Raw genomic sequence first — 23,750 nt, 5'->3', positions numbered from 1 at the left:
GGCAGGGTATTCCCTGCCTGCCAGCCTGTGGAGGAAAGTGGCTACCGGGCCGTGAGGATTTCACGCACGGTGGCCTCCACGCGAGGCATCGCCTCCTCGATTTCGGCGACGGAGGTGGCGCCCACGGAGAGGCGGAACCAGCCGGTGTCCTCCGCCAGGCCGAACGCCTGGAAGGGCACCACGGCGAAGCGGGCCTTCTCCAACAGGCGCTTGCGGATGGCGTCGTTGGTGGCGAGGCCATCCTTGCCCACCACGTCGAAGCGCACGGTGAGGTAGATGGCGCCCTGCGGCGCGATGGCGTCCACCGGCAGGCCCGCGTCCTTCATGCGCTGGAAGCCCTTGTAGAGGGCCTCCAGGCGCTGGTCGACGCGCTGGCGCATCGTCGTCAGGAAGGACTCGGTGGCGGGGACGTCGTCCAGGTAGCGCGCGGTGGCGACCTGTTCGGCCTTGGGGGCCCAGGCGCCCACGTGGCCCAGCACGTCGCGCATGCGGGAGATGATGGTGGGCGCGCCCACGCCCCAGCCCACGCGCACGCCGGTGGCGGCGAAGGCCTTGCTGATGCCGTCCACGAACACGGTGTACGGCGCCATCTCCGGCACCAGCTCCACGGGCGTGACGTGCTTCTTGCCGAAGGTCAGCACCCAGTAGATGTGGTCGTACATCAGGATGAGAGGCTTCTGGCCGCGGCCCTCGCGCGCGCGGTTCTCCTCGACGATGCGCTGGCAGATGGCGCGCAGGGCCTCCGGGTCCAGCATGGTGCCGGTGGGGTTGAGCGGGCTGCACAGGCAGAGCAGGCGCGCGGACGACAGGTGCGGCTCCAGCTGCGCCAGCGTGGGCATGAAGCCCGCCGATGCCTCGGTGGTCACCACCACGCTCTTCGCGCCCAGCATGTGGGCGTAGTGGTTGTTGTTCCACGACGGCACCGGGTAGACGACGACGTCCCCCGGGTCGAGCACCGCGCGGAAGATGGCGTAGATGACGGGCCGCGCGCCGCCCGCGATGGTGATGCCCTCCAGCGGGTACTTCAGCCCCAGGGAGCGCTCGTAGAAGCGCTGCACGGCCTGGCGCAGGTCCAGCACGCCGTCGGACGGCGGGTAGTTCGTCTCACCGCCCTGGAGCGCGGCGCCAATCTGGTCGCGCAGGCCGTCCGGGATGGGGAACTCCTTCGGGTTGAAGTCCCCCACGGTGAGGTTGCACACCTTGTTGCCCTTGGCCACGAGCTCGCGAATCTCCGCGGCGATGCGGAGGATTTCACTGCCCACGAGTCCACGCACCATGCTGCTCACGGTGGTGTCATCGCGAGAGGGACGCGGGAGGGAGGTCAGGTCAATGGCCATGGTGCGGATCTCTCCAGTGCACGAAGGGGGGCCGGGGGGACGCGGCCCGGCGGAACCTATACGCAACGGCGCCGGGAAGGCGCATCTTCCATGGTCCTGGGGCACGCGGTGTGCGAGGACTCGGGAAGTCCCCGGCTGACGGGGTTTGACGGGAGGAACCGGATGCGTCTGCGACAGGGGCTGTACGTGCTGGGAGTGGCGGTGGGACTGCTGGGCCAGGGCTGCCAGAAGCAGGAGCCCCAGAGCGTCCCCATGGACGTACCGGCCGCGAATCCGCCCGCCAACACCCTGCCGCGCGAGGGCCCGGCCGCCACCGCCCCCGTGGTGCACCAGGTGCTGGACGTGAAGGAAGACGCGGGCAAGCCGGCGTCCGCGGCGGAAGCAGCGCCAGACTCCGGGAGCGCGGCGGACGCGGCGTGGACGACGGCGACGGTGGAGAGGCCGCGCGGCGAGCCCCCGTCCATCACGCTGCGCTCGGTGCGCACGGGGACGCACGCGGACTACGACCGCACGGTGTTCGAGTTCGACGGGCCACGCCTGCCGGGCTACCAACTGGGGTACGTGAAGACGCCGGTGCAGCAGTGCGGCTCCGGCAATGACGTGAAGACGCCGGGAGAGGCCGCGTTGGAGGTGCGCTTCACGCTGGCGCGGGCGCACGACGACCAGGGGCAGGCCACGGTGGCGCAGCGCTCGCTCAAGCCCGCGCTGCCGACCTTGCTGGGGCTGGAGCGCGTGTGCGACTTCGAGGGCGAGGTGACGTGGGTGCTGGGCACCGCGCGCCGCGCCCCGTTCCGCGTGCTGGAGCTGAAGGACCCCACGCGCCTCGTGCTGGACGTCCAGCACTGAGGCGCAAGGGAGGCGGCTACTTCCTGGGCGGCTGGGCGCGCTTCTTCGCGATGAGGTCGCGCGCGTCCTTCTCCGAGTCGGCGAAGTCCACGTCCACCGTCCACTTGCCGGTGAAGTACAGGGCGAGCATCAGCGCCTTGGCGCCCGCACGCTGGAGCGGGCCCGTGCCCAGGTAGACGTGGCCGCGGAACCACTCGGCCTTCGCCTGCGCGACCAGCAGCTCGCGCGAGTCCTTCTCGATGCTGGAGTTGGACACGTCGGAGATGACGAACACCGGTCCGTTCTTCGAAACCTCCTGACAGATTTCCAGCACCTTCTTCGAGTCCTCCAGCTTCGAGGGCCCGTTGAACTTCATCACCAACAGGTCCGGCACCTCGAAGTACGCGCGATGCGCCCCGAACTCCCACTCACGATGATTCGCCACGCGGTCCCTGCCTTACACAGATGAAAAATTGCGCAGCCCCGATAGCATCGAGAACAGGGATTTCCAAGGAGACTGGTTAGACCCGCTCTGTCCGGGCAGACCCGGGTCGAGCACGGGCACGATAGGCGGAAGGCGTGACGCCGAAGCGGGTTCGGAAGCGGCGGATAAATTCAGACAGGTCGCCAAAGCCACACGCGAAGGCGATGTCCGCGATGCGCTCACGGTCCGTCCGCAAGCGTTCAGCGGCGAGTGTCAGGCGACGGCCGAGGATGTAGCTGTAAGGACTCTCTCCCACCACCTTGCGGAAGGTGCGCAGGAAGGGGTGGCGCCCCATGCCCAGCTCTTGCGCGAGCACGCCCAGCGAGAGGGGCTCCACGAGCCGGGCCTCCATCAGCCGGAGCGCTTCCGCCATGCGGCGCTCCTCGGTGGCGGTGATGGGCCGGGCTGTCCCTTCGTGGATGCCGCTCAGCGCCGCGCCCGCCATCCGCAGCGCCAGCTCCTCAGCGCCGCGCGAGCCCGGCTGCTCGGCCAGCGCCTGGACGTCCGCGATGAGCGGTGCGAGCCGTTGGAGGGGCGGCAGCCGGTGCTTGGGAAAGTCCGTGCGCGTCACGCCCGACAGGTCCCTGGCCACCTCTTCCATGAGCTCGGGTTTGAAGTGGAAGGCGATGCAACGGTCACCCACGCCGTGCTCGTGGCCGCAGCAGAAGGACGTGTGCTGCTCTCCGAGCAGCAGCGAGCCGGGCGTCAGCAGCACGCGTCCGTTCCGGGAGCGGTAGGTGAAGCTCCCCGACAGGACGGCGGAGACGGACACCCAGGTGTGCTGTTCCTCGAAGACAGGGTCCTTGGGGCCGGAGCGGCAGACGATCTCGCTCACGCGCCATCCGTCCCCGGAGGCCAGCCGGCGCACCGTGGTCAGGTCCACTTTCCCCAAGTCCGCCAAGGTCCGTCCTTCCATCCTGCCCCGCATATCCAACGGGGTGACCGAATCATGGCGACGGAGGCAACGGCAGTCACGCGAGAGCTCATCTGGCGGCGCGTGATGGATGAACTGGGGTTCGAGCATGCACGCGTGAGGCGCGGGCAGGAGGGCACGGAGCTCTCCGGCTTGATCCTCGTCGCGGAACAGGGTGCTCCGCTGAGGGCGGAGTATTCGGTCGTCTGTGACAGTGCGTGGCGCACGCGCCGGGTGAGCGTGACGCAATCGTGGCGCGGCGAGCACCGGACGCTCACGTTGGAGCATGACGGAGAGGGCCACTGGCGGAAGGACGGCCGGGTCGCGGAGGAGCTGAAGGGCTGCACCGATGTGGACCTGGGCGTGAGCCCCTCCACCAATGCGCTGCCCATCAACCGGCTGCGGCTGGGCGAAGGTGCGAGCGCGGAGATCCGCGCGGCGTGGGTGAAGTTTCCCGCGCTGGAGGTCGTGCCTGCACGGCAGGGCTACACACGCGCGGGCCCCACGCGCTACCGCTACGAAAGCCTGGAGAGCGGCTTCAACGCCATGCTCGACGTGGACACGGACGGGCTGCCCATCGAATACGCCGGCATCTGGCGCAGGCTCGCGGAAGGGCCCGCCGCCCCTGTGTCCTCGACGCAGGCGTTCGTGGAGGCACTGGTGAGTCCAGGCCCTTCGAGCGAGCTGGGCGACGCGGCGGCCACCTTCGGCTGGTTGGTGGGAGGCTGGGCCGGGACCATCCAGGACCATGACCCTGACGGGAGCATCCGCCAGAGCCAGGGCGAGTGGTGGTTCCACTGGGTGCTGGAGGGACGGGCCTTGCAGGACGTGTTCATCGTGCCGTCGCGGCACGCCCCCGCGCAGTCAGGCCCCGGAGCGAACAAGCGCTACGGCACCACGGTGCGCACGTTCGACCAGGCTGGAGGCAAGTGGCAGATCACCTGGATCAGTCCCACGGGTGGAGCCATCAACCGGCTGTCTGGAGGACGGGATGGGGACCGGCTCGTCCTGCTGGGCGAGCACCACGGGAAGCCCATCCGCTGGAGCTTCTCCGACATCGGCCCGGACCGATTCACCTGGCGCGGGGAGATCCAGGAAGCCGACGGTCAGTGGAAGCTCCAGTCACGCTTCGACATGCGGCGCATCACCTGAAGAACCTGTCCGACTGTCGGACAGGTTCGTGCCGGGCGCGACTCACCGCATGCCGCTTTGCAGTCGGGCCGCGGCGGCGTCCAGCCGGGTCAGCAACTCCGCGTGACGGGCTCGGGCCTCGGCTCCGCCCGCGCGCAGTGCCATGGCGAGCACCTGCGGCAGGTTGAGCGCGGCGCCCATGCGCAGCCGCTGCTGGTAGTGCTCGGCCCAATCCGTCGGGATGCGCAGCGACCAGTTGCGTGCGTCCACGGAGCCCGGCGCGTTGTACGTGTCCGGCATGCCCAGCAGGTCCGCGAAGAACACCATCACGCTGCGCGCACGGCTGGCGAACAGATCCGCGAACTTCGCCTGCGCGAGCAGCCCCGGGTCCTCCGCCAACTGGCGCGCGAAGGCCTCACGTCCCTCCGCTTCGGGATGCAGACGCTCCGCCAGGTAGTCCGCCTGGGCGCGCAGCGCGTGCTTCCACTGCCATTCGGAGACCAGCCGCCAGAGCGACTTCGTGTCGTGGTTGCCCACCATCACCCAGTCCTCGGGGGCCACGTTCTCGCTGCGGTACACGTCCGCCGGGTTGTTCAGGTCCGCCTTCTGCGTGACGCGGAAGCGGCCCAGACCATCGCGGGCCATCACCCGTGACAGCTCATACGGCAGCGTGCTCAGCACCTCGCACAGCACGTCCTCGCGGGCCCGGCCATGCGCCCGCGCAGTGCGCACCACGGAGTCGAAGAGGATGGCGTACCGAGCCACCTGCTCCTCCGTGAGTCCCTTCACCCACCCATCCGCGTAACGCGGCACCGAGCGGTCCAGCTGCGCCGAAACCACGATGGAATACCGCGCCAGCGCAGGGTGGTCGGGCAGGTCCGGCGACGAGAACAGCCGCGCCCCACCCTGCACCGCGCGCAGCGGATCCGCCGAGCCCGCGCGGTACACCCAAGGGCACACGAGCCCGTGCGGATGGTCGATGCGCAGCCCGTCGTACTCGGAGAGCATCTTGCCCAGCCGCGCGTCCATGTAGCGCAGCACCGGCCCGGGGCCCGAACCGTCCGGAGCGACGTACTGCTCCGGATCCAGCACCGGGTAGTTCCACGGCTGGCCCTCCGGGTTGGTGCGGCTGGGCGGAGCCCCCATGAGGTACGCACCGAGGAACAGCCCCTGCCGCGCCCACGTGTCCCGAGGCGAGAAACCAATCTGGAGGTCCCCGTACAGCTTGAGCCCCCAAGCCCCCGCGCGCATCCGCAAGAGCCCATGCTGCTCGTACACGAGGAACTGGCGGAAGGCGTACTGCTCCACCGCATCGGCTTCGACGGTGAGCAACTCCCGGATGCGCGCCTCCGCCTGCGCCTCTTCGCCAGCACGCGGCGCGAACAGGCGCCCATCCAACGAATCCGCCCAACCGCGCCAGTCATCCGGCGTGTGATGCCTAGCGGCGAGCACGTCGAAGAGCGCATCCCGTTCCAGCCACTCCCGCTGCTCCAGACGGAAGTCCGCGAAGCGGCGGACCAGCCCTGGCTCCCGGGTGCGCCGGAAGGTGTCCCACGCCTCCTGGAGCGCCAGCGCCTGACCCCGGCAAGCGGAGGAGTACCGGGCCTCCGGACCCACGTCCTCGGGCACTTCGGAGACGAGCCGGGCCAGGGTGTCCGCGGACAACAGTGCGCCCCAGGGGCCATGCGGATCCGTGAGCGGCGCGAGCGCCACGTTCAGCGTGTTGCGCGAGAACAGAGTGCCGTCATACGGCGACGGGTTGTACGCGGTGGTCTGCCCCTGCGGCCCCAGCTGGATGCCGGTGAAGCCCAGGTCCCGAGCGAAGGCGAGGAAGCGCGCGGCGCCCTCGGAGTACGGCGAGCCCCGCCCCAGGTCCTCTCCGGGGAGGCCAGGGAAGCTGGGGTCATGGATGCTCAGGACCCAGCGGGTGACGCCCAGTGCGTCCAGGGCTTCGGTGACGAGCGAGCGGTGCGAATCGGGCAGCGGGGACAGGAGCTCCACACTCCCGACCCTATGGCCCTCCGCGCGATGCGCCAACCGTTCCTTGAGGGTGACACGAGCATCTTCTCCACGTCACTCCTGCCGGGCCTGCGGCTGGGGCCGGGGCTCGCCGCCACCGTGCGCTGGCCCGTGGGCCTGGCCGCGCGCCTTGAACACCCGGCGCAGCTTCCCCGTCATCCACGCGCGACCGTCCGTCAGGATTTCATACACCGTCGGAATCACCAGCAGCGTGAGCAGCGTGGACGTGATGACGCCGCCAATCACCGCGCGGCCCAGCGGCGCCCGGAAGTCGCCACCCTCACCGTGTCCCAGCGCCACCGGCACCATGCCCGCGATGAGCGCGAAGGTGGTCATGATGATGGGCCGCAAGCGGATGCGCCCCGCTTCAATCAGCGCCTCGCGCAATGGCATGCCCTTCTCGTGCTGCCACTTGGCGAAGTCGATGAGCAGGATGGCGTTCTTCGCGACGATGCCCATCAGCAGGATGACGCCGATGAGGCTCATGATGTTCAGCGTGTCCCCCGTCACCACCAGCGCCAACACCACGCCAATCAAAGACAGTGGCAGCGACACCAGGATGGCCAGTGGATCGATGAACGAGCCGAACTGGATGACGAGGATGAGGTACATCAACATCACCGCCACACCCAGCGCCAGGAACACCCGGCCGAACACCTCCTGTTGATCCGCGGACTCGCCGCCCGTGGACACCTCGTAGCCCGGAGGCACCTTCACCGCCTCGAGCCGCGTCTGGATGCCGTTCATCACCTCCGACAGCGACCGTCCCGCCACGTTCGCCTGCACGTTGATGACCTTCTCGCGGTTCAGGTGATCGATCTGCGCCGGGCCCACCGTCTGCTTCACCGACGCCACCTGCCCCAGCGGCACCACCACCGGCGCGCCCGTGGCGCTGGTGCCCACCACCAGCGGCAGCTGCGACAGCTGGGACGGGTTCTCCCGGAACTGGGGCGCCAGGCGCACCATCACGTCGCGCGTCTCGCCAATGGGGTCCACCCAGTCGCCGGAGTCCAGGCCCGCGAAGGCCGGCCGCAGTGACTGCGCCACCTGGCCCACCGTCACGTTGAGCTGGCCCGCGACACCTCGGTTCAGCTCCACCTCCAGCTCCGGCTTCTCGCCGCGAGTGGACAGCCCCACGTCCACCGCGCCCGGCACCTGCTTCACCTCCTTCATCACCTGCTGCGCCAGCTGGTTGAGCCCCTTGGACTCCGGCCCGCGCAGCTCCAGCTGGATGGACTTGATGGCCCCGCCGAAGCCGCTGGTGAACACCGATACATTCGCGCCGCCCACCGAGAGCAATTCCTTGCGCAGCGTCTTGCCCAGCACCTCCTGGCTCGCCTTGCGCTCCGTCTTCGGCTTGAGCCGCACGTACACCAGCGCCTGGTCCACACCCGGCGAGCGCAGCGGCAGCGGCACGCCGATGGTCGTGTACGTGTACGCGACCTCCGGGTGCTGGCGCGTGAGGCGGGACACCTCCTCCACCTTGCGCCGCGTGTAGTCCAGGCTGGAGCCCGCGGGCGTCTCCACCAGCATCTCGATCTCCGCGCGGTCGCTCACCGGCACGAAGCCCGCGCCGCCGAAGACGCCTTGCAGCGCCACCGCGCCCACCAGCGAGCCCACCGCCAGCAGCACCATCGCAAGCCGGTGGTCCAGCGCCCACGCGATGACGCTCTTGTAGCGGTCCGCCTGCCGGTCGAACCAGTGGTTGAAGCGCTCCAGCCCTCGCGAGATGAAGTTGCGCCGCTCGCCCTTCTCCACCTGCGGGTCCGGCCAGTACGCACTGAGCATGGGGTCCAGCGAGAAGCTCACGAACAGCGACACCAGCACCGAGCACGCAATGGTGAGCGCGAACGGTTTGAACCACTGACCGGCTACGCCGTACATGAACGCCACCGGGACGAACACCGCCACGATGGAGAACGTCGTCGCCGCCACCGCGAGGCCAATCTCGTTGGTGCCCTCGCGCGACGCCGTGTAGTGGTCCTTCCCCATCTCCACGTGCCGCACGATGTTCTCGCGCACCACGATGGCGTCGTCGATGAGGATGCCGATGGCCAGCGTCAGCCCCAACAGCGACATCGTGTTGAGCGTGAAGCCAAACGCCCACACGCTCACGAACGACGCCAGCACGGACACGGGCAGCGCCAGGCCCGTAATCACCGTGGAGCGCCACGAGTTGAGGAACAGGAACACCACCAGCACCGTGAGCAGCGCGCCTTCAATCAGCGCCTGCTGCACGTTGATGACGGAGTTCTCCACGCGCGTGCCCGCGTCGCGGACGATTTCGAGCTTCGCGTTGGCGGGCAGCCGCTGCTGGAGCATCTTCACCCGCTCGCGCACGCCGTCCGCGACCTCCGTGGTGCTGTGGCCCTTGGACTTGATGACTTCGATGCCCACCGCCTGCGCGCCGTTGTAGAGCGACAGGGTGCGCGGCTCCTCGGTGCCGGCGAACACGTCCGCCACTTCGCCCAGCCGCAGCGTGCGTCCGTTGCGCTCCGCGATGGGCACCTGCGCGAAGTCCTCCGGCGTCTCCAGGCGGCCCTTGAGCCGGATGGTGCGCTCCTGCAATTCGGTGTTGAGCCGGCCCACCGGCGCCGCCAGGTTCTGAGACTGGAGCGCCGCCACCACCTGCGCCACCGACAGGCCCGCCGCCTGGAGCGCCGCAGGACGTACCTGCACCGTCATCTCCCGGTCCACGCCGCCCACCACCGTGGCCTGCGCCACGCCCGGCACCGAGCGCAAATCACCCACCACCAGCGGATCCGCGATGAGCGACAGCGCGGGCACGTCCAGCGCGTCCGACGTCAGCACCAGCGACACGATGGGTTGGTCCGCCGGATCGAAGCGCGTGAGGATGGGCTCCTCCATCTCCTGCGGCAGGTCCGCGCGCTTGCTGGAGATGGCGTCGCGGATGTCCTGGGACGCCTCCTGGATGTCCTTCTCGAAGTCGAAGAAGACCGTGAAGTTCGCCAGGCTGTCCGTGGAGCTGGACGTCGTCTTCTTCCCGTCCACGCCGGAGATGGCGAAGATGGCGTCCTCGATGGGCTCGACAATCTCGCGCTCCACCGTGTCGGGCGAAGCCCCTGGGTACGCGATGGTGACGTTGATGACCGGCTGCTGAACGTCCGGGAACTCGTCCGTCTCCAGGTTGAAGAGCGCCACGATGCCGAACACGACGAGCGCCACCATCGCCGTGATGGTGATGATGGGGCGCTTGATGGCGAAGTCGGAGATGAACACGGACGACTCCTGCGGTGCTTCTCAAGAAGTGGAGACGTCTGGCGCTACTTCGCGGGTGCCTGGGCCGGAGGCGTCGGAGCCCCAGCCGCGGCCGGAGCCTGCACGGGGCCACTGCCGCCGGACGCATTGCCCGCGCCGCCCACGCCCTGCTGGGCTTCGGGTGGAGAGACCGGCCGCTGCTTCTTCGGCCCTTCCGGCGCGGCGGTGAGCTTCACGGGCGTGCCGTTGGTCAGGTCGCGCGCGGAGCCGAGCAGCACCACGTCCCCGGCCTTCAACCCCGAGCGCACCTCCACGGCCTGCGCCACGTCATCCCGCAGGCCCAGCGTCACCGCCACCTCCTCCACCTTGCCGTTGGAGATGCGCTGCACGGTGGGCGGCTCCTGGCGCGTGTCGAGCGCGTCCACCGGCACGGCCAGCGCCTCCTTCGACTGGGACGCCACGCGCCCCAACGCGAACAGGCCGGACAGCAGCGTCTGCTCGTTGTTGGGGATGCCCACGTAGATGCGCACCTGGCCCGTGGCGGGGTCCACCGCCGGGTTGATGCGCTCCACCTCGCCCTTGAAGGCGCGGTCCTCGTAGCCGTTCACGCGGAAGGCCACGGGCGTTCCGACCTTCACCTGGCCCAGCTGCGCCGCGGGCACGGAGGCCTCCAGCCGCAACGTCGCGGGGTCCACCACGACGAAGAGGGGCGCGCCCGGCTGGACGATGTCGCCCGCGTTCACCTGCCGCTCGCTCACCACGCCCGTGAAGGGCGCGGAGACCTTCGTGCGCGACAGCTGATCCTGCGCCAGCTTCAGCTGCGCCTGCGCCTGAGCCAGCTGTCCCTCCGCCTGCGTCCGCGTGAGCTGTGTGCGTTCGAAGTCGCGGCGGGTGATGACGCCCTGTTTGACCAGGGTTTGATTGCGCTGCTCATCCGTCTTCGCCACCTGCAAGGCATTGCGCGCCACGCGCAGGCTGGAGCTGGCCGCCAGCACCTGCTCGCGCAGCGTGTGTTCCTCCACGCGCGCCAGGGGCTGCCCCTCCTTCACCGTCTGGCCCTGGTCCGCCATCACGTCCAGGATGCTGCCCCCCACCTCCGCGCGGACGCTGGCCAGCCGCCGCGCCTGGAGCGTCCCGGAGATGACGGGACCGTTCTCCAGCTTCTGGGGCTCCACGCGCACCACGTTCTCCGGTCCCAGCGACACCACCGTTGGCGCGGTGGGTGCGGCGGCCTCCTCGGAGCGCTGTCCGCATGCGCCAGCCAACCAGACAACGGCAAGTACGGCTCCCCACCGTGAACCCGTGCGCCGGACACGACGGCCCGCTCTCTCTTCGGTGCGTTCCACGGCCTGCCTCCCCGGCCCCCAGGGGCCATTGGCCCTGGAGTTCCACCCGGGGGCGGTCCCCGGGGCCGGGTAAACGTGGTGCCGCCCCCCCGGCCGGGGAAGTCGTGCCACCGCCACCCGTGAACCTGGGGAACACGCCCGGCCCGTCCCCCTGACAGGCGGGGAGGCATGCGGACGGTGGCTGGAAAGACGACGGCCTCCGCCCCACGCGAGGGGACGGAGGCCGCGCTTTCTTCACATCCGGACGAGGCTTAGTGGACGCTCGGCGCAGCGGTCACGAACGCCGTGGTGAGGCAGCTCTGGTTGGCCATCTGGTCCAGGAACGTCTGGCGCGCCAGCACCTCGTTGAAGGTGCGCACGGGCGTGCCGTCCGCGCGGTCCGGCACGGTGAGCGCGCCGCTGAGGAACGGCGACAGCGCGCCGGTCCAGCTCACGTGGGTGAAGTTCGTGCCCAGTTCGTCACCGTGGCAGCCGTCGCAGGTGTTGAGCGAGAAGACGTGCCGCGCCTGGCGGTTGGGGATGGCGGACGCCGGCAGGCTCCAGAACGGCGGGGTGGCCACGGGGTTCGTCACCAGGGCGCGGCCCGAGCGGAAGGTGCCGCTGGTCAGCAGCGGGACGGAGTACGTGCCCGCGATGATGGGCCCCGTGTTGGCGTTCACGTAGGCCGGGAACAACGAGGTCTGCCGGGTGCGGTCCGGCGTCTGGGCCACGGTGTGGCTGTTCAGCAGCCCCAGCGCCGGCGGCGGCGTGGTGGAGTACGAGTTCGGGTTGATGGAGCCGTTCCAGAGGCGGAACTCACGCAGCTCCCACGGGTGGGCCAACCAGTCGTCGTTGGTGCGCACCTGGTTGATGGAGCTGCGGTTGGGCTTGCGCGGGGACAGGTCGCGCTTGGCGAACTGCTCCGTCAGTGCCTCCAGCGCCGCGTTGTACGACGCGCTGCCCAGCGCCAGCCCGGACAGGGCCTGCCACTGCTGCGCGTAGGTCTTGATGTTCACGCAGCCGGTCTTGTCCACCCCGTACTCCAGGATGACCAGGAAGGGCACCGTGTAGCAGCTCGACCCCGTGCCCGTGGTGGCCGCGAAGATGAAGCGGCCCTCGCCCGCGCTGCCCGCGCCGTAGGCCGGGTTGCTGCCGGCCAGGTCCAGCCGGTTCACGATGGCGATGAGCTTGAACGGCGACCTCGCCAGGTTCAGCTCACCGGAGGACAGCTTCGGCCAGGGCCCGATGAGGTTCGCCGCGATGGACGTGCGCGGCGGGTTCACGAAGCCGTTGATGGTGCGCGGCTGCTCCCACTGCCGCAGCCACTCGCGCACGAAGGTGGTGGGGGCCACACCCGTGAAGGGCTGGTTCGCCATCTCCGTCATCAGGTAGTTGAACGTCCACTTGCCGTTCGGGTTGCCCACGCCGGTGCACGGGTCATACGTGCGCGTCGTGTCGTTCACGACGCCGGGCGCGCGGATGATGAGCGAGCGCGCCGGGTCCACCAGCGACGCCAGGCCAATGGGCTGGATGGGCACGGGCTGGCCCACCGGGAACTGCGTGCTCAGCGCCGTCACCGGCACGGTGGCCACCAGCTGGCGGTTCTCGAACACGGCCGTGGTCAGCTGCGTCTGCGACTGGGACTGCGCCTGGGCAATGCGCTGCTGCTGGGTCTGGAGCGCCACGAAGTCGAACGTGCCGGAGGCCGTGAACAGCAGGTCCCCCGCCACCGCGTCGCCACCCTGGCCGTCGTCGCGGAACGTCAGCTGCTGCGCGCCGTCCGCCATCGAAAGCGTCCCACCGCGGAACGCCTCGTTCTCCAAGCGGTTCGACTTCAGCCGCAGCTGGAACACCGTGGCCGTGGACTTGCTGGCCGCGCCCTGGGGAATCGCGAAGAGGGACTCCACCACCGGGCGCGCCTCGTCCCCCTCCAGGGCCTGCAGGGTCGTACCGAGCGCCACCTCCAGGTTGCCGGACGGGTCCACGGCCTGGGCGGAGGAGTCCGCCTGGGGCGCGGAAGGCGCGGGAGTTTCGGACGTCTCCGGGGCGGGCTGGCCACAGCCCACCGCCAGCGACGAGGCCAGGAGCGCGAACGGCAGACGCTTCCGGGAATGCTTCCACAGCAGGGACAGCTCAGTCTTCATGGGATGTGCTCCACTCACGACGGGGTGACCGCGACGACAGCCTCGCGATGGGGCGCCCTCCCCCTCACCGTGCGCGGAACCCCGGACACACCGGTTCCGTCCCCCTCCGTGAATGCGGAAAACGCCCCATGCCCCTCCGGTCCTTGCGACGCGGAGGCGAATGGAGCGTTCTCATAACATGAAACACTGACTTTCATCGACTTCCAGATTTTGTAACCTAGTCCGTTACAAGTCTGGGATTGCTGTAGCCGGTGAGGCTACAAGCCGCTGACCCCGTAGGGCGACTCGCTGATGAGGCGGGTGCCGGACTGGAAGTGGCTGGTGCTGCCGCAGTCAGGGATGGGGTTGAAGCCCGAGCACGTCACGGGCGCGTGGGCGCGGGTCTCCGAGGTGAAGCAGCGAGCGCCGGCCTCGTTCCACTCGGCCTCCGTGCTCCAGGACTCGGTGTCCGTCTGGACGCCCACGCCGTCGTAGAGGTTGACCCACTGGCCATCGGTGGTGTGCGACGCGCCGTCGCCGCAGAAGTCCGCGCGCACCATGCGGGTGCAGGCCTGGTGGTGACCCGCGAGGCTCTGGCCGTTGACGGTGGCCCAGGGCTTGTAACCAAAGTGCATGCACTTCGCGATGGCGGCGCCCTCGCAGGCGAAGGTGAAGGCAGTGGCGTCCTCAATCTTCTCGCCGCCGCCCGCCACGCCCTGGAGGTAGTTCCAGCGGCCGGCCACGGCGATGGCGGAGAGCGACCCACCGTTCGCGTCCTGGCACACGGAGCGCCAGCTGCCGTCCGAGCCCTGGTAGGAGACCTGGTAGGACCACAGGTCGCTGTCGACGCCGCTGCCCTGGGAGATGCCATCCACGCGCACGGGCAGGGTGGAGCCATCGCCCAGCTTGCCGACGAAGCGGGCGCCGTTGAAGCCCATGCCCGTCACGGGGTTGGGGCCGTCCAGGCCGACGAAGGCCGAGCCCTGCAACCGCACGTTGGTCAGCGCCTTGCCGGAGGTGGAGGTAGCGCCCGAGTACGCCACGGACACCAGCATGCCGCCCAGCTCGTCGTTGTTCAGGTTGCGGCCGTTGAGGTTGCGTCCATTGAGGTTGCGCCCATTGGGAGAGACGACCTCCGCCACCTGCGTGCGCAGGGAGGGAGCCTCGGGCTCCGACGATTCCGTGCCACAGCCCACCGCCACGACGGCGAGACACGCCGCGAACACTCGCTGCAACGTCCTCATCTGGATGCCCCTTCCCTGCCCCGACCCCGACCCGCACCGCGTTACAGGGCACAAGGTCAGTCCGGTGTGCGGGAGCGGCAACCACACGAGGCCCATCCGGGCACTTGCAGCGTCCAGTGGCTTCCAGTTGGAGCAGACCCCAGGGCAATGCCAGCGGTTCCCGGGGGTTTCAGTGTCCGGTGGCGCTCAACCGCCGGACACGGGCGCGTCCGCGCATACGCGCAGGCCCACCGTGACGTCGCGCAGTGAGGCCTCTGGCAGTTCGCGGTTGGAGGACCGCGCGCTCGTCACGTTGAAGGTGAAGCTGCCGCCGCGAGCCACCGGGCGGCCGGGCTCCAGCCACGAGCGGGTCCACTCCCAGACGTTGCCGGCCATGTCGTCCGCGCCGAAGGGGCTGCGCGACGAGGGGTGGCTGCCCACGACGTCCGGGCCGAAGCCGCCCGGGTCCTTGCCGTAGGTGACGTCCACGTTGGCCTCGTCCGAACCCAGCCGGTTGCCGTGGGGATACTCGCGGCCGTCCACGCCGCGCGCGGCGCGCTCCCACTCCAGCTCCGAGCACAACCGCGCCCCCGGCACCTGGCCGGACGTGGACAGCCACGTCACGTAGGCCTCCGCGTCCGCGAAGTTGATGCCGCTGACGGGGAACTGGCGCCAGTCCTGCTCCGTGCGCTGTGAGCGCCGGGCGTACCGCACAGGCTCGCCCGTCCGCGCCGTGTAGCGCACGCCGCCGGGTTGGAAGCGAAGGCGCCAGCCATTGCCGTCCGGCTCCAGCGCCAGGCCTCCGGCGTAGCCGCCCGTGCCCACGCGGGGCAGGCGCGAGGCGCGCTCCTCCGCGGGCAGGGCCGCCAGGTACTGGAGCCAGTCCGCGTACGTCGTCTCGTGGCGGGCGATGAGGAAGCCCTGCACGGGCACGGTGTGCAGCGGGGTGGCGTTGAAGAAGTCGCGCACGCTGGACTCGGCGGCGCTGCCGAAGCGCACGTCGCCCGGGGGCACGTACACGAACCCCGGCGGGAGCGAACCCACGCGGACGAGCGGCAGGACGACGTTCCGAGACTCCCCGCGCGTCAGCAGCAGCGGCTGCACCGACGCCTCGTGGCCCGGTGCGCGCACGGTGAGCTGGTAGTTCCCCGGAGGCACGGGGAGGTTGGCCCAGGGGAGCGCGCCCGGGGGAGGCAGGGGCTCGCCCACGACCTCCGGACCCGCGGCCTCGCGTGAGATGGGGCGCAGCTCCGCGGAGGCGCCGGGCGAGTCCACCTGGAGGGACAGGTGCGCGGGCGTGTTCCAGCGATTCCAGCGCACACCGTCGGGGTCGTAGAGGCGCAGGCGCTGGAGCAGCGCGGGCAGCACGGGCTCGCGCTCGCTTTCGGCCCACAGGGCGCGCTCGTAGAGGAAGTCCGCCAGCGCGTCGCGCACGTCGGTGCGCGTGGGGGCCAGCGCCAGCGCGCGCTCCAGCTGATCCGCCACGGCATCGAAGTGGTGGGACAGCTGTCCGGAGTGTCCCGCCACCTTCGCCCAGCTCCGGTCCCCGTCCGCCTTGTGGCCGGTGTCGTAGAGCTGGAAGGCCTCCGCGCGCTCGGCATGGAGCGCGTCGCGTTCACGGCGCACGGCCTCCAACTCCGACCCGGCCGAGGCCAGCTCGCCACGCACGCGCACGTCGAGGATGCGGCGCTCGCGCCACTGCAGGCCCGCGTACACGAGCCCCAGCGACGCGAGGAAGCCCAGCACCAGGCCCACCTTCAGGCGACGGCTGCGCACGCCCGTGCTGCGCGAGGTGCTGAGGAAGGACTGCTCGCGCTGGGTGAGCTCGGACGGCTCCAGGAGCTCCGTCTCCGCCAGCTGGCGAGGCCCCCAGAGTGACTCGCGCGCATGGCCCAGGCGCTCCCACTGCGCGGCGGCGGCCTCCAGGCGGGCCTGTACCTCGCGGCGCTCGCCCGCCTCCACCAGCCAGCGAGCCAGCGTGGCCCACCCGGTGAGGAGCGCTTCATGGGCCAGTTCGTACGCGGTGCCGCCCTCGCCTTCGCGCGCCACGAGCAGGCGCGCGCGCACCAGGGCCTCTAGAGCGGCGCGGTAGCGAGGGTCATCGCCCACCAGCTCGCGGTCCGTCTTGCGCGCACGGGTGCCATCCGCCGTCACCAGGCGCAGCATCACGCCGCGCGCCGCCGAGCGCTGGTCGGGCAACAGGCGGGCCACCGCGGCATCGGCATGCCGGGCGAGCGCACCAGACACGCCGCCCAGCGAGTCCAGCGCCGCCTGGGTCATCACGCCGCGGGACTCGTCGCGAGCGTCCCACAGCTCCGCCAGCGCGAACTGGAGCAGCGGCAGGCCGCCGTCGGAGGCCGCCGTGGAGGCGACGAGCGCGTCCACCACGTTCTCGGACTCGAAGCGCACGCCCTTCACGCGCGCGGGGCCGACGATGGCCTCGCGAGTCTCCTCCGGAGTGAGCGCGCGCAGGAGGTACAGCGCGTGCGGCACCTCCGGGCCCAGGCCGGGCACGGCGGTGAGGCGGGTGAGGAAGTCGCTGCGGCCGGTGGCGAGCAGCCGCAGTCCCCCGGCCGCCTCCGTGAGCGACCCCAGTGCGGCCCCGGCGAGCGCGGCCTCCTCCGGCGGAGACAGCGTCACCAGCTCCTCCAGCTGGTCCATGTAGACGAGCAGTCCGCCCTGCGTGCCCAGCTTCGCGCGCAGCCTGCGGCCGAGCGACGTGGGGTCCTGGCGCAGCGTCTCCGCGAGCGGCTCCTCTTCAACCTCCAGCACCGGAGCGAGCGCCACGGCGAGCGCGGACACAGGCCTGCGTCCGGGCACGAGCCGGGTGGTGCGCCAGCGACGGCCGTCCTCCAGCGCGCCGTCCGCCACGGCGGGGAGGATGCCCGCGAGGCACAGGGACGACTTGCCCACGCCGGAGTCGCCCGTCATCAGCAGGAAGGCCTCCGCCTTGAGCCGCTCCAGCACGGCGCGCTGCTCGCGGCGGCGGCCGAAGAAGAGGCCGCGGTGCTCGGCCTCGAAGGCGCGGAGGCCACGGTAGGGATTGCCCTCTGGAATGACGGCCGGAAGCTCCTCGCGCGTCAGCGCCTCCAGCGCGTCGAGCAGCTGCGCGGCGGACGCGTGGCGCTGGGCCGGGTCGCGCTTCAGGCACTTGTCGATGGCGGCGGCGAAGCCCGGGTCCACTGACGAGGCCACCTCCTGGAGGGGGCGCACGTCGCGGGTGCGCACGGCCTCGGACAGCTCGCGCCAGGGCACGTCGCGGAAGGGGCCCCGGCCCGCGCACAGCTCGTAGAGCACGACGCCCAGCGAGTACACGTCGCTGCGCGCGGTGAGCTCCTCGCCGGCCCAGGCCTCCGGGGACATGTAGTAGGGCGTGCCCACCAGCGCGCCGCGCGGAAGGGACGGCAGGAAGACACCGTCCAGCGAACGGGCGCCGAGCGCGGGGCTGGCTTCCGGATCCCAATCCGCGGGCAGCTCCGGCGGCGGCAGGGGCGCGCGAGGTGGGGTGGGCTCGCTGGCTTCGGCACGGTCGAGCAGCTTGGCCAGGCCGAAGTCGAGCAGCTTCACTTCGCCGCTCTCCGTGAGGACGGCGTTACCGGGCTTGATGTCGCGGTGGAGCACACCCCGGCGGTGCGCGGCGCCCAGGCCCCGGGCCAGGTCCCGCCCGATGCCCAGCGCACGCTCCCAGGACACGGGCCGGGCCAGCCGGTCCAGGCTGACGCCCCGGATGAACTCCGAGATGAGGTACGGCTGATCCTCCAGCTGTCCCACCCGGTACAGGGTGACGACGTTGGGGTGCTGGATGCGGGCGGCGGCGCGAGCCTCCACCAGGAAGCGCGCCAGCGCGTTGGAGCCCAGCGACGGGATGAACTTCACCGCGACGGGGCGCTCCAGGAGCGTGTCGTGCGCCAGGTACACCCGGCCCGTGCGTCCCCGTCCGAGCGGCCGCACGATGCGGTATTCGTCGAACTCCTCGGGAGGAGTCCACGCGTCAGGTGGAGAAGACGAGGCGGGAGAGCCCACCAGGGTTGCCTACGTTTCCCGCGTCCAGGGGTCAACCGGGGGGCCCGCGGGAGCCCGTCCCGGCGCAGGGTACCGCACCCGAGTGTCCACCCATGGACACCGCGGGGCGGCGCCTGGGGTTACTCCTGACCCGAGCGGGGCTTCGCCTTGCTGGGTTTGAGCATGTTGCGGATCTTGTTCTCCAGGTCCTGCGGCAGGCAGGGCTTGGCGACGAACTCGTCCGCTCCCACGGACAGGGCGTGCTCGGCGTTGCCGGCGAGCACGTGGCCGGTGAGGGCCATCACGGGGATGTCGCGGGTGCGGGTGTCCTGCTTGATGCGCCGCGTCGCCTCCCAGCCATCCATGACGGGGAGGGACAGGTCCATGAGGATGATGTCCGGCTCCCCCTCCTGGGCCTTCTCCACGGCCTCCAGACCGTTCTTCGCGGTGTCCACCTCAAACCCGCAGAACTCCAGGTATTCGGCGTACATCTCGCGGGCGTCGTCGAAGTCGTCGACGACGAGGACGCGCTGCTTGGCGGAGTTCACGGGAGCGGGTCCACCGCTCGCGGTTGGCTCACCCTCTGGAGATGTCAGGACCGCGTTCTTCATGGAGCAGAGGCCTCGCATGCAGGGGAGGGGCGGAGCGAATCTAAACACGTCCGCCGGAAAGCGCCCGTTCTCGCAAGATTTCCCTGGACGGATCCCAGGGTAGGTCCGTTGTCCGCTGAGCGACAGGGGGACAGTGGACGACAGTGTAGGTGGGCGGAGGGACTGGGGGTGGGGGTCAGTGGTTGAGGCGATACACGTGGACCTCCGCTCCCACCGAGTACATCGGAGGAGGCACTTCAATCCACGTGAGGAGCGGCTCGTCGTCCGCGACCATTCCGAGCATCGGAGGGCTCTTGGGGATCATGCCAGGCGACGGAATCAATATCCCGCCAAGCGACTCCCATTGAGTCCCGTTCCACCGTCGCACCTGGCCCTTGCCAGACCTGTTGGCGTCATTCCCCATCAGACCATAGAGCGCCACGACAGGACGCCCTTGGGTGTCCAGCTTCACCGAACTCACGGTCGTGTTGTCCACACCCAGCAGAGCATCCAACGCTCCACCCCACGGCTCCCAGGCGCTCCCTGTCCACTTTTTCAGGAGAGTCCTTGGCTTTCCCGTGACCGTATCCAATGTCGCCACCAGCGGAGCATTGCTGGCGTCGAACGACAGGGCTGTCAGAAGGCCAGACAAGGAAGCGCCTATGTCCTGCCAGGCGCTTCCTGTCCATCGCATGGCGGTGAGCAAGGGACTTCCTCCTCCAGTGAACTGCTCCCTCAGCACCACGAATGGATCCCCCCGGCCATCAACATCCATGAAGAAGGAGTCCACAATCGAGTTCGCTCGCAGCTCAATGGCGGATCCCAACTGCCCCCAGCTTCCGTCGCGCCATTGGCGGACGTAGATGCGCTTCCACCCTTCACCCGTCTCCACGGATGCGAGGGTGAGATACGGATGCGCTCCCCGAGCCAAGCGCCAGTCCATCACAGATGCTCCCTGCACGACGGGGGTCAATGTGGGGCCCAAGGGTTCAAAGGACTGTCCGTTCCAGCGCCTGACGAACCATTCGTAGTCCTTGAAATTCATGTTCTCGAACCACACGACCGTCAGCTTTCCATCCACATCCACCTGGAGTGCGCATTGGTAGGCATTGGTCACCCTGCCTGAGCTCATGGGCGTCCCCAGAGCCTCCCATGAACTCCCACTCCATCGCCGGACATGAACCTTGAGTGTCTCTTCCCCGCCGTCTGTCCACGCAACAATGGGACGCAGGTCCGCACCCATTCCGTAGGAGGCGCTCTCGATATAGCCCCGACCGGGAAAGGACGTGAGGGGAGCCCCCAGGTGGAGATGCGCGGGCACAAGCCAAGACCAGTCCAGGGACGCAGAGTCGAGCTTGTTCCCAGCGAAATCGGCGACCGTGTCCGCCATCACCACCCGCACCCTCTGATTCACCGGAAGCGGTGAGGTCGGGTTCAAGGTCAAGGTCCTTCCATCTCCCGAAAGAAGGACTGCTGCCTCCAAACGCGTGGTCTCCACCATCAATTGGACTGACTGTTCATTCACCGTGGTCGGATCCAACGCCTCCGAGAAGGTGGCTTCCACGGTCGCCAGGATCGAAACGTCCGAGGCATCGTTGAGAGGAACCTGGGCGACCATGCGTGGCTTCGTCCGGTCCGTCATCAACTGGCGCGGGGCGCTCAAGAACGCCTGCGCTCCCTGGCGCGCACGGATGACGAACGCATGTGGCCCCTCTGAGATGGATTGAGTATCCCAATCCAGAACGAAGGGCTCTTCCAAGGTAGCGACCGCAGTGCCATCCACGAGCAGTTCCACACCGTCGGGTGCGGCCCCGGTCAGTTGAACCTGGAACCTCACAGTGCTTCCGACCGTTGCTCCTTCCATGGGTGATACCCATTGGATGCCAATCGGCTCCTCCTGCGGATCCGTTCCGGCGTCACTGCCTGGGGGCGTCTCGGGCGGAGCGGCGAGATCGGGAATCTGGATGCATGCCGCAGGCATGAGCAGCATCGCCATCAGGATGGAGCTGAGATTTTTCATGGTGACGCGGCTGAGCAAGAAGGAGTCCATCCGGAAGCAGCCATGCTCCGTATGCATCCTCGGGACGTTGCGCGTCCAGCGACGCGGGGACACGTCTCCATTCAAGACGGGAGGATCCCACCTCGGGGACAGGTTGAAACGAAGATGCCCCCGCGAAGCATGGGCTTCACGGGGGCATCCAGGAGGAGTCAACCTCCCATGTCAGGCTGACGCAGCCAGGCTCAAGGATTAGTTGGGCAGGGCCGGCGCGGGCTGCTGGATGATGCCCGTCAGTTCCAGGTCCGCGTTGATCGGCTGGCCCCAGATGGACTCGTAGACGTCGTTGGTGCCAAGGACGGGCGCCAGGTTGCTGAACGCCACCCGGAGACGAACCCGGTCCAGGCCGCTGCTGCCGCTGTTGAGGGCGGTGGTGCCGCCGTAGGTGAAGAAATAGCGGGTGCTGTACCCGGACGCCTGGATGCCGAACACCGGCAGTTCGGCCGGCGTGCGCGTCTGGATGGGCTTCGTCGGCTCGGCGATATCCAGGGGGAAGCCCTGGCCACTGTTGTTGTCAATCTCACCGATGGAGTTGCCACCCACGCCGCCGACGCCGTCGATGTCGACACCGAAGAAGACCTGGACGGACTGGCCGACCTGCTTCGCGATGGGCGCGCTGAAGGTCACGTACACGAGCTCACCAGGATTGAGCTGGAACGCGCCATTCGCCGGCGGCCGCTCCTGCTCCTGGTACCGGATCTCCGCGATGGTGATCGCCCTCGGCGCGGACTGGTCGCCGCCGAAGAAGAAGCCCGTGCGGCTGTAGTTGCTGCCACCCTCGGCGGCCACGGCGCGCACGAAGATGTTGTACTCCTTGCCCTCCTGCACGATGCCGTTGCCCGGGGTGATGGTCGCCGAGTAACCGCCGACGTTCACCGAGGCCGTCACCGGCAGCGACTCCTTCGCGTACTCGTCCGTCAGGCGCACGAACACCGAGCCCGGCTGCACCGGCTGGTTGAAGTACACGTAGATGGGCTCGCCAGGACGCACCAAGTTGCGGAGCGGATCCGTCTCCGCGGCGCCCTTCAGGCTGGACACGTTGCCGCCCTCGATGTTCAGCGCGCCCACGCCGGACGGCTTCGAGAAGTTCAGCTGCGCGAGCGTCGTGGCCTGGGAGCCCACGATGGAGCCACCCGAGTAGCTCTTCGTGTAACCGCCCGTGTCCACCACCCCGTCGCCGTTGGTGTCCATCGGCGCGATCCAGAGGTTGTACGTGCCGTTCAGGCGCGCCAGCTCGATGCCGGAGGGGATGCCGTTGAAGGTCAGGATGCCGTTGGCGTCCGCCGTGGCCTCCACGTAGACCTTGCTGACCACGGAGGAGACGGAGTCGTAGTTGCTCAGGATGACCGAGCCCGCCTTGTCAACCTCCAGCACGGCCTTCGCGCCCACCGCCGGACGGCCCTGCGGCGTCACCACGGTGACGGCCAGCGAGCCGTTCAGCTGCGTCAGCGTCACCGGACCGAAGCTCGCGTTGCCGTTGTTGATGGGCACATTGCCCGCGGACGACGGCACCGTGGAGGTCGCGCGCAGCGTCGAGAAGCCGCTCTTGCTGAACGTCAGCAGCACCTGAGCGCCCGCCGGCACGTCCGTCATCACGAAGTTGCCGCTGGCATCCGTCGTCACCGACTTGCCCGTCGGCTGGCTGCCAATCGTCATCGCGACCGCGACGTCCGCGATCGGCTGCAGCGTCGTGCTCAGCACCTGGCCCGACACCGTGCCCTTCGGCGTGGAAGGCACCACCACCGACACGTTGTTCGGATCACGGATACCGTCCGCGACACCATCATTGTCCGCGTCAGTCGGGTCACCGCACCCCCAAACCATCAGCGGCAACACGGCCATCAGCACTTGCTTCTTCATCGTCCCCACCTTGAATTTATGACGGAATTTTCACGCCCCAGCTGCTCCCAAAAGGGCGGAAATCGGACACTCCCCGACCCGGGCCCACGCCGTCAAGGTGGGGTGAATTTTACCCAAGGGCTTCCAAGCGCCCCGAACTAGGATGACTCGCCATGTCAGACGTCAACAACCCCTGCCTGGGCTGCGCCATTGTTCGAGGGGAGGTCCACCCACCGGGTGGCGTGCTCGCGCGGGCGCCCGGGCTCGTCCTCCACGGGGTGGCGTCTCCCAGCCCCGTCCAGGGCTGGGTGGTGCTCACCAGCGATCAGCATGTGCGCGGCTGGTATGACCTGGACGAAACGGCCTCTCGGGAGCTGGGACCGTTCGCCGCCCGGGTGATGCGCGCCCAGCGCGAGGTGCTCGGCGCCGAGCACGTCTACGCCTTCGCCATTGGGGACGTGCTCCGCCACTTCCACCTGCACCTCGTCCCCCGCTTCGCGGACACCCCGTCCCACCTCCGGGGTCGGGGCGCATTCGACGCAGCGCCGGCGGAGCACCTTTCGCCGGAAACGCTGGAAGCCGCGGCCCGGCGGCTGGCGGCGGCGCTCGCCCGCTGACCCACGCCGGGCGTGCGGTGCCCTTCCGGGTTGGCCAGTGTCATGGA

15 protein-coding genes are annotated in these 23,750 nt (G+C 69.3%); 3 read left to right on the top strand and 12 right to left on the bottom strand.

Annotation, left to right across the window (positions count from 1 at the left end; translation table 11 throughout):
* Positions 1-41: 41 nt before the first annotated feature.
* Positions 42-1,337 carry a pyridoxal phosphate-dependent aminotransferase gene (locus D7Y04_RS01995; RefSeq protein ID WP_120595612.1) on the bottom strand — a complete coding sequence of 432 codons (1,296 nt, stop codon included), beginning with the start codon at positions 1,335-1,337 and terminating at the stop codon, positions 42-44.
* Between the two features lie 162 nt (positions 1,338-1,499).
* On the opposite strand from D7Y04_RS01995, the gene D7Y04_RS01990 reads away from it, so the two are divergent.
* A complete protein-coding gene (locus D7Y04_RS01990; protein WP_233601232.1) occupies positions 1,500-2,183 on the top strand; it encodes a hypothetical protein in 684 nt (227 codons plus the stop codon).
* Between the two features lie 16 nt (positions 2,184-2,199).
* Here D7Y04_RS01990 and D7Y04_RS01985 read toward each other — a convergent pair whose 3' ends face one another.
* Both D7Y04_RS01985 and D7Y04_RS01980 read right to left on the bottom strand, forming a co-directional pair.
* Positions 2,200-2,607, bottom strand: a complete 408-nt coding sequence (locus D7Y04_RS01985; protein ID WP_120595610.1) for a hypothetical protein — start codon at positions 2,605-2,607, stop codon at positions 2,200-2,202.
* A gap of 76 nt (positions 2,608-2,683) precedes the next feature.
* Entirely contained in the window at positions 2,684-3,547 is an 864-nt protein-coding gene (locus D7Y04_RS01980) for an AraC family transcriptional regulator (protein WP_121758135.1), read from the bottom strand.
* A 48-nt stretch (positions 3,548-3,595) separates the two neighbouring features.
* Between D7Y04_RS01980 and D7Y04_RS01975 the strand changes: the two genes are divergently transcribed.
* Positions 3,596-4,711 (top strand): putative glycolipid-binding domain-containing protein, encoded by a 1,116-nt coding sequence (locus tag D7Y04_RS01975; RefSeq protein WP_120595608.1) that lies wholly within the window; start codon positions 3,596-3,598, stop codon positions 4,709-4,711.
* Between the two features lie 42 nt (positions 4,712-4,753).
* Here the strand turns inward: D7Y04_RS01975 and D7Y04_RS01970 are convergent, their stop codons facing one another.
* The 9 genes from D7Y04_RS01970 to D7Y04_RS01930 form a co-directional block, all read right to left on the bottom strand.
* A complete protein-coding gene (locus D7Y04_RS01970) occupies positions 4,754-6,691 on the bottom strand; it encodes a 4-alpha-glucanotransferase (protein ID WP_199749597.1) in 1,938 nt (645 codons plus the stop codon).
* A gap of 72 nt (positions 6,692-6,763) precedes the next feature.
* The gene (locus D7Y04_RS01965) at positions 6,764-9,949 is read right to left on the bottom strand and encodes an efflux RND transporter permease subunit (protein WP_120595607.1); all 3,186 of its coding nucleotides are present in this window, start codon (positions 9,947-9,949) and stop codon (positions 6,764-6,766) included.
* Positions 9,950-9,993: 44 nt separating this feature from the next.
* Positions 9,994-11,193 carry an efflux RND transporter periplasmic adaptor subunit gene (locus D7Y04_RS01960; RefSeq protein ID WP_233601231.1) on the bottom strand — a complete coding sequence of 400 codons (1,200 nt, stop codon included), beginning with the start codon at positions 11,191-11,193 and terminating at the stop codon, positions 9,994-9,996.
* A gap of 332 nt (positions 11,194-11,525) precedes the next feature.
* Positions 11,526-13,397 (bottom strand): hypothetical protein, encoded by a 1,872-nt coding sequence (locus D7Y04_RS01955; protein WP_121758134.1) that lies wholly within the window; start codon positions 13,395-13,397, stop codon positions 11,526-11,528.
* A 257-nt stretch (positions 13,398-13,654) separates the two neighbouring features.
* Entirely contained in the window at positions 13,655-14,620 is a 966-nt protein-coding gene (locus D7Y04_RS01950) for an ADYC domain-containing protein (protein WP_199749596.1), read from the bottom strand.
* Between the two features lie 186 nt (positions 14,621-14,806).
* Entirely contained in the window at positions 14,807-18,622 is a 3,816-nt protein-coding gene (locus D7Y04_RS01945; protein ID WP_121758133.1) for a bifunctional serine/threonine-protein kinase/formylglycine-generating enzyme family protein, read from the bottom strand.
* A 119-nt stretch (positions 18,623-18,741) separates the two neighbouring features.
* Positions 18,742-19,212 carry a response regulator gene (locus tag D7Y04_RS01940; RefSeq protein WP_014393311.1) on the bottom strand — a complete coding sequence of 157 codons (471 nt, stop codon included), beginning with the start codon at positions 19,210-19,212 and terminating at the stop codon, positions 18,742-18,744.
* A gap of 175 nt (positions 19,213-19,387) precedes the next feature.
* Positions 19,388-21,241, bottom strand: coding sequence for an Ig-like domain-containing protein (locus tag D7Y04_RS01935; RefSeq protein WP_158627442.1), 1,854 nt, complete (start codon positions 21,239-21,241; stop codon positions 19,388-19,390).
* Between the two features lie 198 nt (positions 21,242-21,439).
* On the bottom strand, positions 21,440-23,107 hold the full coding sequence (locus tag D7Y04_RS01930; protein WP_121758131.1) for a carboxypeptidase-like regulatory domain-containing protein: 1,668 nt from the start codon (positions 23,105-23,107) through the stop codon (positions 21,440-21,442).
* A 152-nt stretch (positions 23,108-23,259) separates the two neighbouring features.
* Between D7Y04_RS01930 and D7Y04_RS01925 the strand changes: the two genes are divergently transcribed.
* Positions 23,260-23,703 carry an HIT family protein gene (locus D7Y04_RS01925; RefSeq protein ID WP_120595601.1) on the top strand — a complete coding sequence of 148 codons (444 nt, stop codon included), beginning with the start codon at positions 23,260-23,262 and terminating at the stop codon, positions 23,701-23,703.
* Positions 23,704-23,750: the final 47 nt, after the last annotated feature.

Origin of the sequence: Corallococcus sp. AB038B, assembly GCF_003668955.1 — a bacterium.
Taxonomy (GTDB): Bacteria; Myxococcota; Myxococcia; order Myxococcales; family Myxococcaceae; genus Corallococcus; species Corallococcus exiguus.
The sequence above is the reverse complement of the archived record's forward strand: the minus strand, read 5'-3'. Positions and strand labels throughout refer to the sequence as shown.